This is a genomic window from Polyangiaceae bacterium (genome assembly GCA_015075635.1).
Taxonomy (GTDB): Bacteria; Myxococcota_A; Polyangia; order Polyangiales; family Polyangiaceae; genus JADJKB01.
This window is the reverse complement of the sequence record JABTUA010000001.1, coordinates 3366524-3381013: the sequence shown is the minus strand read 5'-3', so window position 1 is coordinate 3381013 and position 14490 is coordinate 3366524. Positions and strand designations below refer to the sequence as shown.

The window sequence follows — 14490 nt, the reverse complement described above, 5'->3', positions numbered from 1 at the left end:
ACGTCAACGATCAGCGGCTGTGGCCGAAACCACGGGAGCCCCCGAGACTGCTCGGCGTGGTCGCGGGGGCTCCGGCTGCGCCGCTTCGGGTGCTGCGTCCTCGAGCACGAGGCTCTGCGGCGCAGGTCCGATCGCGTCGACTTCGTCCGCGGGCCAGAGCAAGAACGCCGAGGTGGCGAGTGATGCGCCGAGCACCAGACCGAGCGCCAGCACGGTCAGATCCCTGCGATTCTGGCGGGCGGCCCGCGCCTCCAGGCGCCGCTCGTCCGGCAGGGTGGGCAGCTGTGCGCGCGGAGGCGCCAAGGTCAGCGCCTCCGCCAGGGCCTCGCCGAGCTCGTCCGCGGACGAGTAGCGAGCCGATGGGTTTTTCGCCAGACCGCGAGCGAGCACGGTGTCCACGTGGCGATCGACTCCCGAGAGCGCGGCGATCGCTGCCGGCTCGCTGCCCGTGATGTGCTTGGCCACGCTGATGGCGTCGTCGCCGGCAAAAGCGCGCCGTCCCGAGATCGCCTCGTACAGGGTGGCGGCGAGCGAGAACTGATCGGAGGCCGGCGAGAACGTGCCGGTCTCGATGGCCTCGGGGGCGCTGTAGGCCGGCGTGCCGAGCACGCGACCGTCTTGGGTCAAGGTCGAGCCGGGAATGCGCGCGATGCCGAAGTCGGCGATCTTCGCGCCCGTCGCGGCGAGGATCACGTTAGCGGGCTTGATGTCTCGGTGCAGGACGCCCGCGCGGTGCGCGGCTCCGAGCGCGGCGCCGAGCTCGCGGCTGAGGCGCGCGCACGCCGCGGCGCCCAGCGGCCCGCGCTCGATGCGGTCTTCCAGCGTCGGCCCTTCCACGTACTCGAACACCAGATACAGTCCCAGGCCTGGCTCCTCGCCGATGTCGTAGAGCCCGACGATGTTCGGATGGCTGAGCCGGGCGCTGGCGCGCGCCTCCTGGCGCATGCGCTCGTAGAGCGCCACGCGCTCGGCCGGCGCGAGCTTCAGATCCTCCCGCAGGACCTTCACCGCGACGTCGCGATCCAGGTTCGGATCGCGCGCCAGGAGCACGCGCCCCATCGCGCCGTGTCCCGAGGCGCCCAGCACGCGGTAGCGCCCGATGTTCTCCGGCAGCGGCGCGGGGGTCGGGTCGTCGTCTCGGGTCACGGTCGGGTTCGATGCTATCAGCCTGCGCGCCAGAGCTCAGCGCGCGTTCTGCTCGCCGAAACCGTCGTCCGATCCACCCTCGACGCCAGCGTCACCCTCGGGCTTCTTGGGCTTGTCCTCGGGCTTCTTCTTCTTCGGCGGCGCGCCGTACTCGACGCGCAGCTTCTTCAAGAGCCCATCGCGAAGCGTGGTCTCGTGGTAAGTCGGCATCTGCGGGAGCTGGATCACGATCTTCACGCGCTCCTTGCTCTCCACGACTTCGATGGAGCCGCTGGTGGGGTTGTTCTTGCGCCCGGGCGGCTCGTAGCGGAACAAGAGGTAGCCGACGTCGGGGTCCTTCTCGACCACCTCGTAGCCCAGATCGACCCGCACGTAGCGCAGCGCAGCGTTGTAGGTCTGGGCCTTGGTGTAGTCCGAGTCGGCTTCGACCCGCGCCTCTGCACCGGTGCTGGACAGAACCGCGGCCAGCACGAAGAGCGCGCCGGCTCCGGCCCACACGGCACTCGTCCTCTTCATGGTGTGCTTCGATATCGCCGGGCACCATCCACGGCCAAGTTTCCCGATCGCGGGGTCAGCGGGCCTCGTCCCCGAGCTCTTCGGGTCGGGCGTCGAGCGCCTCTCCGACGCTGGTGCGCTCCCAGTACAGGCCGAGGCCGGCCCCGGCGGTCGTGATCAGGATCTGGCAGACGTAGATGATGAGCACGAACGCGGCCCCGGGCCCGACCACCAGCTCGGCCGGGAAGTACATGGCCAAGCCGGCGTAGATCGAGATCTGGAAGGCGCCGAAGAAGCCCGGGGCGTTGGGGATGAGGATGCCGAGCGCCAACACGCCCATGGTCACGCACGCTTCGGCGTAGCTGATGTGATCGAACCCGGCGCCCCAGGCCAAGAGCCAGGACGCCCCGGCGTTGAGCAGCCAATACAGCGCGGTCACGGCCAGAAATGGCGCCGTGTAGCGCCAGCGCGGCAAGAACGACAGGCCGCTGGCGACCTTCTCCACGCGCTCGGCCAGCCAGGCCGCCAGCCGCTCGGACACCAGCCCGACGATGCGCTCGGTCGCCGCGCGCGCGAAATCGCGCCGCCAGTAGAACACCCCCATGACGGTGAATGCGGCGGCGAACACCAAGAGCGCGCTGTAGGCGGCGCCCGGCACGACAGCCGCGGGGATCGGCAGCGCGCCGATCGAGCTCGGCAACGGGTCCAACGGCTTCGACAGGAGCAGCGACGTGAACAACATCACGCTCATGAAGAAGCCGTCGATCACCCGCTCGGCGGCCACCGTGCCGGTGGCGGCCCAGCCCGACAGCTGACCCTTCTTGCGGATCAACACCGGTCGAACGACCTCCCCGGTACGGAACGGCAGCAGCAGGATGGCGGCGAAGCCAATCCACGCCACGGAGACGATGCGGCGCAGCGGTACCGGGTGGATGGGCGCCAGGAGCCAATGCCAGCGCGCGGCGCGGATGACGTGGATCCCGCACCAAATCGCGATGTAGGCCGGCACCGTCCACCAGCGCATCTTCGAGAACGCCTTGGCGTCCGGCAAGATGGGCAGGGCACCTCTGTGCAGGAGCCACACGAAGCCGCCCGCCACGAGCAGCGAAGCCAGTAGCTTGAGCCAGTGGCGCCTGAGCCAGCTGCCCGGTCCGTCGCTCATTCGGGGATCCGGCCGCTCAGTAGCGCAAGCGGCCCTTCGCGAAACAGGAAATCGACCTCCTCGGGTCCGTACGCGCGCTCGATGCGCAAGAGCCCTGCTGCGACCTCGGCGACGTCGCCCACCCGGTGGGCGTCGCTGCAGGCGGCGTGATACAGGCCGCGCTCGAGCAGCTCTTCCGCGGTCTTCTGGGGCTTCCGGCCGTATTTGCCCACGAGCGCGGCGGTGTCGAGCAGCGCCGCGGCGCCGGCGTCGACCAGCCGCTCGAGCACGTCCGGGTCGCGCCAGATGCGCTGGTAGCGCTCGGGGTGGGCGATCACCGGGATCAGCCGCTTCTTCAGCCTGAGGTCGGCGAAGCGGCGGTCGATGCTGAACGGGAAGTCGCTCTCGTAGAACTCCAGCAAGACGGCCCGGCCGCCGGGGTAAGGCAGCGCCGCGTCGTGCATGATGCGGCCGAAGATCACGTCGTCGAAGTAGTGCTCGCTCGACAGCTCGACCTCGGGGAGTCCCGCCGGGAGCAGCGGCAACATGCGCGCGTAGGCGGCGCTCAGGCTCTCGCGGGTGTTGTCGAACAGTCCGGGGCGCATGTGCGGAGTCGCCACCACCTTGCTGAACCCGAGCTGCCCCAGCGCGCGCAGCATGGCCACGCCGTCCTCGGGAGTCTTGGCGCCGTCGTCGATCCCGGCCACCCAGTGACAGTGCAGATCCACGAAGCCGCGCATGGGCTGAGCAGCCTAGCGGAGTTTCCGGCGTGGCGGGTGGCGAGGGCTCCCTAGCGCCGCCGAGCGCCCAGGATGCGCGCGCACCCGGCCGCCGCTCTGCGCAAAGCGTCGGTCTCGCCCCCCTGGCCGCACAGGAGCACCTCGATCCCGTCGATGATGAGCCGGCGGACTTCCATCTTGCGCGTGACCACGTCGAGCCGCGTGGGGATGGTGTCGTTCGCCGCCCGGCGTGCCACCAGCGGGGCGAGCGCGGCCAGCTCTTCGCAGTCTGCGTACGCCCCGGCGCCGGCCACCAGCACGCCGGTCGGGTCGGCGACGGCCAGCGCCTGGAACTCGCCGTCGTTCCGCACCGAGTCCAAGAGCTCGCCCAGCGCCCCCAGGGTGTCGTCGCGGCGCCCCGCCCGGCGCTCCGTGGGTCTCTCGGCGCTGAGCTGGCGATCGAGTGAGCCTTCCATCGGGCCTTGGTGCGTGCCAGACCCCGGGCGAGCGGGCCAAGTTCCGTTTCGGGCTGGCCGGCGGTCGGCAGTGACTGGCCGATCGAAAGCTGCTAATTCCCGCGGCTCTGCCGCGATGTCCGCGCCCACGCTCACCCCGCTGCTCGACCGCCACCGCGTGGTTTTGTGCGTGGGCAGCGGCGGCGTGGGCAAGACCACCGTCAGCGCGGCGCTCGGCCTGGCCGCCGCGGAGCGCGGCAAGCGAGTGCTCTGCCTGACCATCGATCCGGCGAAGCGTCTGGCCAACAGCCTCGGCCTGTCGAGCATGACCGGCGAGGAGCAGGTCGTCGCTCCGGAGCTGTTCGAGCGCGCCGGGCTCACGGTCACTGGGCACCTCAGCGTGATGATGCTCGACACCAAGCGCACCTTCGACGAGCTCGTCGTGCGCTACTCCTCCAGCCCCGAGGCGCGCGACCGGATCCTCAACAATCGTCTGTACCAATACGTCTCCACCAGCCTGGCGGGCACGCAGGAGTACATGGCGATGGAGAAGCTGCTCAGCGTCAAGCGCGAGGGCGGCTACGACCTGATCGTCCTGGACACTCCGCCCACCAGCAATGCCCTCGACTTCTTGGACGCGCCGGAGCGCCTGATCAACGCCCTGGACAGCGCCGCCATCCGCTGGCTGATGCAGGCGTTCGAGCACTCCGGCCGCTTCAGCTTGAACCTGGTGGCCAAGAGCGTGGCGGTGGTGCTGCGCGGCATCGGCAAGCTGACCGGCGGCGGCTTCCTGGAGCAGATGGCGGCCTTCGTCACGGACCTGAACGACCTGTTCGGTGGCTTCCGGCAGCGCGCCACGGAGGTGGCCGCGGCGTTTCGCGGCCCCGAGTTCGGCTACGTGCTGGTCACCACCCCGGCCCCGGCGGCGGTGAGGGAGGCGCTCTTCTTCGCCGATCGCCTGGAGGAGCAGGGCATGCACCGCGACGCGTTCGTGGTGAACCGCGTGCACCGAAGACCGCGGGCCCACCCGGGTCTGGAAGAGATCCGCGCGTCGCTCTCGCGGCACCGCCTCGACCTCGGGATCACCGGCGCCGAGCGCCTGGAGCGCGCCCTGCTCGACGAGACGGAGCTCGCGGAGACGGACGCCGAGGAGCTCGAGCGCCTCGACCGCGTGCTGGTCGCCGGGCGCCACGGCGACAAGCCGACGCGCGTGGACATCCCGGCGCTGCCGAGCGACGTGCACGACCTCGGCACGCTCGGCGGGGTGGCGAAGCTGCTGTGTCCGGACTAGGGGGTGTCCTAATTCGCGCTCCGCTGGCGGCAGCAAACGCCACGCGACGCTTCCGTTCGGTCGAAACGGCCGGCGCCGGCCCACCCCGTCGGGTATCCCCCTCCGGGGACTTCCAAGGGTCGTCGCGAAGCGCGTCCGGCCGGTTTTCTCACTCACGCCTCATTGGCGGATCGAGATCTGATCATGGCCAGACTGCTCGAGTGAATCCGGGGCTCGGCTGACCGCCGAGCGGCGCGAGTCGAGCCGCTCGGTCGCACACCGACACCTCCTACCTCACCCTTCGCTCTTCTTGCCCTTGCCCCGGAACCTGAGCTCTATGGGCACGCACTCGAAGCCGAAGCTCTTGCGGATCTGATTGACCACGTAGCGCTTGTAGCTCTCCTTGATGTGATCTGGCGCGTTGGTCACGGCCACGAACACCGGCGGAGCCGTCTCGGCTTGGGTGATGTAGTAGATGCGCGGGGCTCGGCCCTTGTGCGTGGGCGGCGCGCGGTGCTCCAGCACCTGCTCGAAGAAGCGGTTCAGCTCCCCCGTCGGGACGCGGCGCGTGAACTCGTCGGCCGCGCGACGGACGGCGCGCATCAGGTCGGACACGCCCCAGCCGTTCTTGGCCGAGAGCTGCACCAGCGGCGCCCAGGGGGCGAAGCGCAGCGCGTCCCGCACCTGCTCCTCGGCCTTCTTGCGCCCGGCCTTGTCCAGGAGGTCGGTCTTGTTCAGGCCGATGACCACCGCGCGTCCGCGCTCCGCGATCAGGCCCATCAGGCGCGCGTCCTGCTCGGCGACGCCCTCGAGGGCTTCGCACAAGAGGACCACCACCTGGGCCCGCTCCATGCTGCGGAGGGCGCGAATCACGCTCGCGGCTTCGATTCCCTTCTCGACCCGCGCGCGGCGGCGGATGCCCGCGGTGTCCACCACTACGAAGGCCTGGCCGTCGAGCTCCACGCGGGTGTCGGTGGGGTCGCGGGTGGTGCCAGGGCGGTCGTCCACCAGGGAGCGCTCGCTCTTGGCCAGCCGGTTCACCAGCGACGATTTGCCGGCGTTCGGGCGACCGATCACCGCCACGCGAATCGCGCTGTCGTCCGCGGCCTCGTCGCTCGCGGCGGCGGGCGACGGCAGCGCGGCGGAGATGGCCGCGATCAGCTCCCCAGTCCCTCGCCCGTGCAGCGCGGACACCGGCAGGAGCTCGGGGATCCCCATCTCGTACAGCTCGTTGGCAGCGAGGGCCTTGTCCTTGTCGTCCGCTTTGTTGGCGACGTAGAGCACCGGCTTCTTGCTGCGCCGGAGCAGCTTGATCGCTTCGCGATCCGCGAGCGTCGGCGACATCACCCCGTCGAGCACGCACACCACCAGGTCCGCCTCGGCCAGCGCGGCCTTCACCTGTCGCGCGATGCCCTGGCGCATCGGATCCTCGTCCGTCGGGTCGAAGCCGCCGGTGTCGACCAGGACCAGCTCGCGACCCGCCAGGTGGACGTCGGCGTAGTTGCGGTCGCGAGTCACACCCGGCTGGTCGTGCACGATGGCCAGCCGCTTGCCGGCGAGCCGGTTGAACAGCGTGCTCTTGCCCACGTTGGGCCGCCCGACGATGGCGACGACCGGCCTCATCGCTTGCCTCGCGCCTTGTGCTTCGGGGCGTCCGGCAGCGCCCCGAGCAGGTTCTTCTCGCGGGGCGCTTCGTAGCCGAGCTCGGCCAGTTGCCGAGGGACGTGCTTCCACTTCGGTGTCACGCGCACGAACAGCTCGAGGAACAGCTTCCGGTCGAGCAGCTCCTCGAGTCGCTTGCGCGCGCCCGTGCCGATGGCCTTGATCGAGGCGCCGCCCTTGCCGATCAAGATGCGGCGTTGCCCCTCCTTCTCGACGTGGATCGTCGCCTTGACCGCGAGCACGCGCTCCCGCTCCTCGATCGCGTCGATGCTCACGGCGACGGCGTGGGGCACCTCGCCCTTGGCCAAGGCGAGCACCTGCTCGCGCACGTATTCGCGCACGAAATAGGGCGTCGCACGGTCCGTCAGCGTGTCGGCCTCGAAGCCCTCCTCGCCCTCCGGCAAGAGCGCCACGATGGCGTCGAGCACGCGCTCGGCCTCGCCCGCGCTCTTCAGGGACACCGGGACCAGGGCGGCGAAGTCGTGCAGCGCTTCGTACGCGGTCAAGATCGGCAGGAGCTTCTGCTTGTCGCGTACCAGGTCGACCTTGTTGACCACCAGCAAGCGGGCGGGCCCCTTGGGCAGGAGCTCGATCACCTCGCGATCGCGTGCGACCGTGGCGGTGGCGTCTTTCGCCAGCTTCGGATCCAGGTCGGTCATCACCACGAGCACGTCCGCGCTCCGCGCGACCTCCAGAGCCGTGGCGTTCATCCGCCGGCCGAGCTCGCTCTTCGGCCGGTGCAGCCCGGGGGTGTCCACGAAGGCGATCTGCGCGTCGGGGCGATGGACCACGCCGAGCAGGGCTTCGCGCGTCGTCTGCGGTACGGGCGACACCACGGCCAGGCTCTCACCGAGCGCGGCGTTCAAGAACGTCGATTTGCCGACGTTGGTGCGGCCGATCAGAGCGACGGAGCCGAAGCGCATGAGCGGAGGCGTCTTCTCACGAGCGGATCCGAGACTGCAAGCGGCTCATTCGCCGGGACCGCGGATTCGTCTGTAAAAACCTGCGCCGGGCGGGCCGGCGGAGGTCGGCTCGGAAGCGGCGTTTTCTGCGAAAACTTCTGCTAAGGTCCCGCCCGCCCTTCACTTGCCATGAGCGCGACGGAGATTGACGAAGGAACGAGCAGCGAGCTGCCCGAGTCCGAGCCCGAGGCCCAGGACGCCGCCCGAGAGCCCGCGCCGCGCGTGGAGAGCACGGCCGCTGCGGGTCGCCGCGGCGCCATGTGGCTTCCGCTCGTGGCGTTCGCGCTGCTGTTGCTCAGCCTGTTCGGCCCCATCGCCAAGAGCGGCATCTGGGATCCGTTCGAGCTCAGAGTCGCCGAGCTGTCGCGCCGCATCGCGCTCACCTTGCTCGGCGCCTCCGGGCTCGCCATCGAGGGTTCGACGAACAGCGTGCCCACGCTCGGGGAGCTCGCGAGGGGGCAGCTGCCGTTCACGTCCATCGCGCTCGGCTTCAAGCTGTTCGGTCTGCACGAGTGGGCCGGCCGCCTGCCGCTGGCGATTTGGGGGACGCTCGGCGCGCTGTCGACCTACGCGCTGGTGGCCCGGTTGGCGGATCGCGTTGCGGGTGCGTTCGCGGTGCTCGCCCTCGCCACGATGCCGCTCTACTTCCTGCACTCGCGCACCATGCTCGGGGACATCGTCACGATGTCGTCCCTCGCCATGGCAGTGGCGGGGCTCGGCCTCGCCAGCTTCGATGCCGAAGCCTCGCGCCCGCGCCGAGTCGCCTGGCTCCTCGTCGGCCTCGTGGGTTTGGCGGCCGGGCTCGGCGCGCGAGGCGTCCTGCTCGGAGTTGTCCCGCCGGCGCTCGGCGTCGGTCTCGGCTGGGCCATCCTGCGCGCCCGGTCCGGAGCTCGCGCCGACCGCCTGAGCGATCTGGCCGGCGGGCTCGCGCTCGCGCTCGGGGTGGTCGCGCTGGTGATGGGCTTCAAGGTACTCGGCCGAGCCAGCGCCAATCCGGCGCAGTTCTCGCTCTTGCTCGGCGCTGCGGTGAAGCCGCCCAAGATGCTGCCGACCTACGACGCGGTCGTCCACTACCTGGGCCATGGGCTCTTCCCGTGGAGCGCGCTCGTGCCCTTCGCCGTCGGGCGCCTACTGACGCCTCCCCACGGTGTCGAGCCGAGCCGCGTCGCGCCGGAGACGGCGCTCCGAGTGGTGAGCGTCATCGTGGCCGCGGTCGCCTTCGGCGCGCACGGGCTCACCGCGCCCACCGTCGGGCAGCTGCCCTTCGCGGGGGTGTGCATGCTGGCGGTCATCGCAGCGCTCGCGCTCCGTGATTTCGACCGCGGAGCGCCGGGCTCCCGCGCGCTGGCGATGGGGGTCGCCGCCCTCGCCATCCTTCTCTACTACGACTTCAAGAACTTCCCGGAGAAGGGCCTGTCTGCGTTCGTGGTCGACGATCCGCGCTTTCCCGACAGCTTCAAGGAGTCGGCGCACCGCCTGCTGAAGATCTCCACGCTGGTGCTCTTGGCTGGCTTTGCAGGCTCGACCATGGAGAGCACGGACCGGTCCGCGCGGCGCTTCGACCGCGAGGAGTATTTGGCCTGGCCGCGAGCGCTCAAGACGCTCTGGGCCGGCAACCTCTGGTTCGGCTTCCTGGTCGCCGAGGCCGCGCTGGTCGGCTATGCGGTCTTGACCTGGCTGAGCAAGAGCTACTTCCACTGGAAGCAGTTCGACCAAGCGGGTCCCCTGGCGCGGCAGCTCGCGACCTGGGGCTACCTCGGGCTGCCGGTGCTGGTGCTGGTCCTGCCCGCGGCGGGCCTCTTGGGACGCGACGTCCTGCGCGAGCTGTTCGTGCGCTTGCCGCTGTCGCGCGCCACCGTCGCGGCCTTCGCGGTGGCGGCGTCGGGGGCCGTGCTGAGCTTCGGCTACTTCCCCAAGCTCGCGACGCAGATCTCCCCGAAGGAGGTCTTCGACGCCTACCGCCAGCACGCGAAGTCGGGCGAGGCGCTCGGCATCGTGGGTGTCGGTGCTGGCGCGGCGACCTACTACGCGGGTCGCAACGTGCCCACCTTCGAGAATGCCAACGCCGCGTTCAATTGGCTGACGGAAGCTGACGAACGCCGCTGGTTGGTGGTGCGCTCGGGTGATCTGCCCCAGCTGAACTCGCTTCACCGCGGGCTGCCGGGCGCTCCCGGCAACGTCCCGGTGCTCGACGCCCGCTCGAGCGAGATCCTGCTCTTGTCGAACCGGCTCGCGGCTGGCGAGAAGAACGAGAACCCATTCGCGGCCTGGGTCCTCGACCAGCCGCCGAACCCCGCGGTGCGTTTGGACGCGAACCTGGGCGGGCAGCTCGACGTGCTCGGCTGGGAGGTGACGGACCTCTCGGGTCGCCCGGTCGACGGCGTCGTGCCGCAGAAGCAGTACCAGTTCCGCACCTACTACAAGGTCGTCGCCAGCATCTCGGGCAACTGGGAGACCTTCATCCACATCGACGGGTTCCAGCGGCGCTTCAACGGCGATCACCAGACGCTCGAGAACAAGTATGCGTTCCACTTGTGGCGCGTGGGCGACCACATCGTGGACATCTACCCGTTCTCCCTGGAGCCGAACTTCACGCCGGGCGACTACGAGGTCTTCTTCGGGCTGTTCATCGGGAGCCGGCGGCTGGAGGTGAAGCGCGGCCGGCACAACGACAACCGGCTCGAAGCCGGACGCCTGCGCGTGAAGTGAGCGCACGCGCACCCGCACCCGGCGGGAGCAGGAGCCAGTGCAGGGGGTTGCGAGGCCGCAGGCCGAGCCCGGAACTACACCTCGGGTCTTGCCAAGATCAGATCACGATCGGCCACGGAGAGGTGCGTGAGAGCACCCGGCGAGGCCGGGCGCCGGTTGTTTCGACCGGCTGGAAGTGACGCGAGGCGCTCTGGTCATCAGCGGAAGCGAGAAACACTCGCGCCGGCTGTTTCGACCGCGCGGAAGTGACGCGAGGCGCTCTGGTCATCAGCGGAAGCGAGCAACACTCGCGCCGGCCGTTTCGACCGCACGGAAGTGACGCGAGGCGTTCCGGGTGTCAGCGGACGCGAGAAGTCAGTTCTTCACTGCCTCGCGCACGTACGCGATCGTCCGCACCAGATCCACGATGCGCTCGCGCTCGTCGGCCTTCAGGTCGACGAAGCTGATGCCCATGCCGGGGTTCAGGTTCTCCCCCAGCACGCGAAGCGGATTCACCCACTGCACCACGCCTGCGAGCACGAAGGACTCGGACGCGGTGGGCACGGCGAAGCGCAAGGTCAGGCGCGTTCCCACCTGCAGCGGCTGGTTCGTGCGGACGAAGATCCCGAGCTCGGAGATGTTGGTGATCGAAGCGTAGAGGAAGGTGTCGTCGGTCTCGCAGTCCACCGACCAGACCACGTCGAAGCGGTCCGCGCTGCGGCGCTCGCGCAGCCGACGCTCGGAGAAGTCCGGAGGATCGTCGTCGTGACCCACGTCCGGGCCTTAGCCCCGAATCGGGGGGAAGTCCAAGCGCGGGTCAGAACCCCTGGTCGGTGGTCGGCGCGGGCTTGGCCTTGGGCGCGGCCTTCGGGCTCTGCTTGCCGCCGGCGCCGGCGGCGGGCGCCTTGGTCTCTGCCGGCTTGGCCGGGGCCGCCTTGCGCGCCGCGACCGGCTCCTCGTCGAGGGCCGCCAGGGCCCGCTGCGCGCGGTCGTCGTAGCCCGCGATGCCGACCAGCTGCTTGTAGCTGCGCCGGGCGTTCTCCTGCTGCCCGAGCGCGCGATAGCAGTCGCCGGCCTGCCACAGCGCCTCGTTGCCGATGCCCGTGCCGCGGTGGCGGGAGTTGATCGCCTCGAAGCGCGGTGCAGCGGCGGAGCAGCCGGACTCGTTGCGGACCGACTGCGCCGCGAACAACTCGGCGGTCGCCGAGTTGCCGCCGCCGCGGCTGGCGACGCTGTCGAAGTTCTTCTGCGCGGCGGAGTAACGCCCTGCGCGGTAGTCCGCCATCGCCTGGTCGTAGTCGCCATCTCCGGACCCGGCGTCGTCCTCCACGGCGATGCTGCCGGTCGGCGTGCGAACGGATTCGTCCTTCGTCTGCTCGGCGGCCGCTGCTGGTGGCGGCGCGGCGAAGCCCAGGTCTTGCTCCTCCGCTCCGCCCGCCGCCTTCTCGCGCTTCGCCTCACGGTCGCCGGGGCCAGCGCGTCCCTCGCTCGCCGGCTCACCCGCACGCGCCTTGGCGGGCATCGGCACGACCGTCACGGTCTCGCTCTCGCTCTCCGGAACGCCTCGCTCGGTGACACGCAGGCTCTCCCGCGCGCCGGGCCTCGCGCGCAGGAACAACAGGCTCGAGCCGATCATCAGCAAGAGCAGCGCGGCCATGGCCAGCTGGGGTCGCATGGCGTAGCCGGCGAGGACCGAGATGCTGCGTCCCAGGCGCTGCCGGAGCGGCAGCGCGGCCCGGGCATTGCGCTCGGCGTCGAGGATGCGCTCTTCGAGCCCGGCGGGGGCCTCCACCAGCGGAAGTCCGCCGATCTGCCGCGTCGCGCGCAGGCCCGTCGCGATGCTGCGACAGCGGGAGCAGTGCTCCATGTGCCGTCGCCCCGCGGCGCTCGTGAGCTCGTCCAGCTCTTCGTAGAGCAGGTCGAGGACGATTCGGTCGAACTTCTCGCAGTCCATCTCTATCTCAGTGCTCGCGCGTACTCTTCGAACTCGCTCAGTGCTTCCTGCAGTCGGTCGAGCGCGTAGCGCATTCGACTCTTCACGGTGTTCTCTCCGACTCCGGTGATCTCCGCTATCTCCTTGAATGGCAGGTTGGCGACCTCGCGCAACAGGAAGACCTCGCGCTGCTCTTCGGGCAGCTTTTCGACGGCCTCCACGATGCGTCCGGCGACCTCCCCCGCGACCGCGGTACGCTCCACGCTCGCCCGGGGGTGGACGTCCGCTACGTTGTCCAGCATGGGGCGGGAGTCCTCCCCGTTCTGCGTCACCGGCTGGTCCAAGGAAGGGTGCCGCCGGTGGGTCTGTTTGCGCAGATGGTCGACGCAGAGGTTCCTGGCGATGGTGTAGAGCCAGGTCGAGAAGCGGGCCTCGTGCTTGAACTCGCTGGCGTTCTGCACCACCCGCAGGAACACGTCCTGGGTCACGTCTTCCGCGGTGTTGCTCTGGCGTACCTGGCGCAGCACGAAGTTGAAGATCGGCGTCTTGTGACGCTTCACGAGCTCCGCGAACGCCTCACGGTCGCCGCGTTGGTAGCGCACCATGAGCATTTCGTCCGTCGCATCGCCCCGTGCGGTCGCCATCCGTCACCCCGACCCGGGCAGGTGATGGACGTCGGCCCACGTTGTTGGTTTGGTTCCGAAGAGCTCCCGGGAAGGTTGACCCGGGACCCTCAACTCTGTCGGACGCACCAGCACGGGATTCGATCTGCGGCCGTTTCGAACGCTACTCCCCGGTGACGCGGCCCCGCAAGGACCGCTCCCGGTGGCGCGGCTCGACCAGGTCCGGCCTATGGGCCAGGGTCCGCTCCGAGCTCGCGGGGGCGCCGGCCCCCAGACCCAGAGTTCCTCCCCTGTTGCAGCCTCGGCAAATCCCGAACATAAGAGGGCGTTACCGCCGAGCCAGGATGGTGCCCGACGGGTTTCTGCGCCCCCCTCGAAGGTTGGGGGAGGTTCGGTGATCCGAAACAGCCTCATCCGTCGTCTCAACACTCGAGAGAGGGACAACGATGCGACTCTGGATGGCATTCGCTTTGCCGATGATCGCGGCGCTTACTTTCGCCCCCGTGGCAGGCGCGCAAGGCGCCGACCCTCCGAAGACCGAGGCCAAGCCTGCCGACGCCAAGAAGACGGAGGCGGCCAAGCCCGCCGACGCGAAGAAGACGGAGGCGGCCAAGCCCGCCGACGCCGCCAAGAAGGAAGGCGAGGCGGCCAAGCCCGCGGACGCCGCCAAGAAGGAAGGCGAGGCGACCAAGCCCGCCGAAGGCGAGAAGAAAGCTGAGGCCGCGGCCGAGACGAAGCCCGACGACAAGCCCACGACGCCGAAGGCCACCAGTGCTTCGGGCCAGATGGATGGCGCTACGTACCAGGTGCGCCTGCGGGAGCTCGAGCAGCGCGTGGACGAGCTGAAAGAGCAGATCCGCAGGAGCCACACGCGGCTCTCCCTGCTCAGCGAGACCATCCTGTCCGGGGGCGTCGGCGGGGCGCGGGCGGAGGTCAAGTTCACCAACGACATGAGCAGCGTGTTCCGGCTGAACCGTGCGCTCTTCGTGCTCGATGGCGCGGTGCAGTACAACAAGCAGGACGACACCGGCGCGCTGGCTGCGCAGAAGGAAATCCCGATCTTCAGCGGCTCGGTGCCGCCGGGAGACCACACGCTCCAGGTGCTGCTGCAGTTCCAGGGCTACGGCTATGGGGTGTTCTCCTACCTGCGCGGCTACCGCTTCGAGGTGAAGTCGAGCCACTCGTTCACGGTCACCGAGGGCAAGACCATGGAGCTCGAGGCCGTCGCCTACGAGAAGGGCGGAGTCACCACCCCGGTCGAGCAGCGTCCGGCGGTTCGCTTCGTCGAGAAGCTCCGCGCCGGTGGAGCCTCCGCGGCGCCGTCGAGCGGCGGCGGTAATCAGAAGTCCGGGCTCTCCGGCTCGTTCTCGTTCGGCTCTGGAGGAAAGTGATGCCC

General features: G+C 69.7%; 12 protein-coding genes and 1 pseudogene. 3 read left to right on the top strand and 10 right to left on the bottom strand.

The window, feature by feature from the left end:
• Window positions 1-3 precede the first annotated feature (3 nt).
• From HS104_15380 to HS104_15360, 5 genes are all read right to left on the bottom strand, one after another.
• Window positions 4-1059, bottom strand: a complete 1056-nt coding sequence (locus HS104_15380; protein MBE7481348.1) for a serine/threonine protein kinase — start codon at window positions 1057-1059, stop codon at window positions 4-6.
• Window positions 1060-1182: 123 nt separating this feature from the next.
• Window positions 1183-1662, bottom strand: a complete 480-nt coding sequence (locus tag HS104_15375) for a hypothetical protein (GenBank protein MBE7481347.1) — start codon at window positions 1660-1662, stop codon at window positions 1183-1185.
• Window positions 1663-1717: 55 nt separating this feature from the next.
• Complete coding sequence (locus HS104_15370; GenBank protein MBE7481346.1) at window positions 1718-2803, bottom strand: flippase-like domain-containing protein; 1086 nt, start codon at window positions 2801-2803, stop codon at window positions 1718-1720.
• Entirely contained in the window at window positions 2800-3522 is a 723-nt protein-coding gene (locus HS104_15365) for a protein tyrosine phosphatase (protein ID MBE7481345.1), read from the bottom strand. Before HS104_15365 ends, HS104_15370 begins: the two co-directional genes overlap by 4 nt.
• Window positions 3523-3572: 50 nt before the next feature.
• On the bottom strand, window positions 3573-3977 hold the full coding sequence (locus tag HS104_15360; protein MBE7481344.1) for a hypothetical protein: 405 nt from the start codon (window positions 3975-3977) through the stop codon (window positions 3573-3575).
• Between the two features lie 157 nt (window positions 3978-4134).
• On the opposite strand from HS104_15360, the gene HS104_15355 reads away from it, so the two are divergent.
• Window positions 4135-5247: an ArsA family ATPase gene (locus HS104_15355; GenBank protein MBE7481343.1), complete on the top strand. Its 1113-nt coding sequence runs from the start codon at window positions 4135-4137 to the stop codon at window positions 5245-5247.
• Between the two features lie 273 nt (window positions 5248-5520).
• On the opposite strand, the gene der is transcribed toward HS104_15355, so the two are convergent.
• Both der and era read right to left on the bottom strand, forming a co-directional pair.
• Window positions 5521-6849 carry a ribosome biogenesis GTPase Der gene (gene der, locus HS104_15350; GenBank protein ID MBE7481342.1) on the bottom strand — a complete coding sequence of 443 codons (1329 nt, stop codon included), beginning with the start codon at window positions 6847-6849 and terminating at the stop codon, window positions 5521-5523.
• Entirely contained in the window at window positions 6846-7811 is a 966-nt protein-coding gene (gene era, locus HS104_15345) for a GTPase Era (protein MBE7481341.1), read from the bottom strand. Before era ends, der begins: the two co-directional genes overlap by 4 nt.
• A 168-nt stretch (window positions 7812-7979) precedes the next feature.
• On the opposite strand from era, the gene HS104_15340 reads away from it, so the two are divergent.
• Window positions 7980-10559 carry a glycosyltransferase family 39 protein gene (locus HS104_15340; protein MBE7481340.1) on the top strand — a complete coding sequence of 860 codons (2580 nt, stop codon included), beginning with the start codon at window positions 7980-7982 and terminating at the stop codon, window positions 10557-10559.
• Window positions 10560-10913: 354 nt separating this feature from the next.
• Here HS104_15340 and HS104_15335 read toward each other — a convergent pair whose 3' ends face one another.
• Genes HS104_15335 through HS104_15325 form a run of 3 tightly spaced genes read right to left on the bottom strand, consistent with a single transcriptional unit; the run spans window position 10914 to window position 13115 of the window.
• Window positions 10914-11312, bottom strand: coding sequence for a TIGR02266 family protein (locus tag HS104_15335; GenBank protein MBE7481339.1), 399 nt, complete (start codon window positions 11310-11312; stop codon window positions 10914-10916).
• A 43-nt stretch (window positions 11313-11355) separates the two neighbouring features.
• Window positions 11356-12492 (bottom strand): hypothetical protein, encoded by a 1137-nt coding sequence (locus tag HS104_15330; GenBank protein MBE7481338.1) that lies wholly within the window; start codon window positions 12490-12492, stop codon window positions 11356-11358.
• 2 nt (window positions 12493-12494) lie between these two features.
• Window positions 12495-13115, bottom strand: coding sequence for an RNA polymerase sigma factor (locus HS104_15325; GenBank protein ID MBE7481337.1), 621 nt, complete (start codon window positions 13113-13115; stop codon window positions 12495-12497).
• A 737-nt stretch (window positions 13116-13852) separates the two neighbouring features.
• Here HS104_15325 and HS104_15320 point away from each other — a divergent pair.
• Window positions 13853-14485: pseudogene (locus tag HS104_15320) on the top strand (hypothetical protein).
• The last annotated feature ends 5 nt before the right edge of the window (window positions 14486-14490 follow it).

Bases quoted from the DNA above. Each gene is read 5' to 3' on its own strand.
- HS104_15380 (MBE7481348.1), bottom strand. From the start codon at position 1,059: ATGGGGCGCGTGCTCCTGGCGCGCGATCCGAACCTGGATCGCGACGTC.
- HS104_15375 (MBE7481347.1), bottom strand. From the start codon at position 1,662: ATGAAGAGGACGAGTGCCGTGTGGGCCGGAGCCGGCGCGCTCTTCGTG.
- HS104_15370 (MBE7481346.1), bottom strand. From the start codon at position 2,803: ATGAGCGACGGACCGGGCAGCTGGCTCAGGCGCCACTGGCTCAAGCTA.
- HS104_15365 (MBE7481345.1), bottom strand. From the start codon at position 3,522: ATGCGCGGCTTCGTGGATCTGCACTGTCACTGGGTGGCCGGGATCGAC.
- HS104_15360 (MBE7481344.1), bottom strand. From the start codon at position 3,977: ATGGAAGGCTCACTCGATCGCCAGCTCAGCGCCGAGAGACCCACGGAG.
- der (MBE7481342.1), bottom strand. From the start codon at position 6,849: ATGAGGCCGGTCGTCGCCATCGTCGGGCGGCCCAACGTGGGCAAGAGC.
- era (MBE7481341.1), bottom strand. From the start codon at position 7,811: ATGCGCTTCGGCTCCGTCGCTCTGATCGGCCGCACCAACGTCGGCAAA.
- HS104_15340 (MBE7481340.1), top strand. From the start codon at position 7,980: ATGAGCGCGACGGAGATTGACGAAGGAACGAGCAGCGAGCTGCCCGAG.
- HS104_15330 (MBE7481338.1), bottom strand. From the start codon at position 12,492: ATGGACTGCGAGAAGTTCGACCGAATCGTCCTCGACCTGCTCTACGAA.
- HS104_15325 (MBE7481337.1), bottom strand. From the start codon at position 13,115: ATGGCGACCGCACGGGGCGATGCGACGGACGAAATGCTCATGGTGCGC.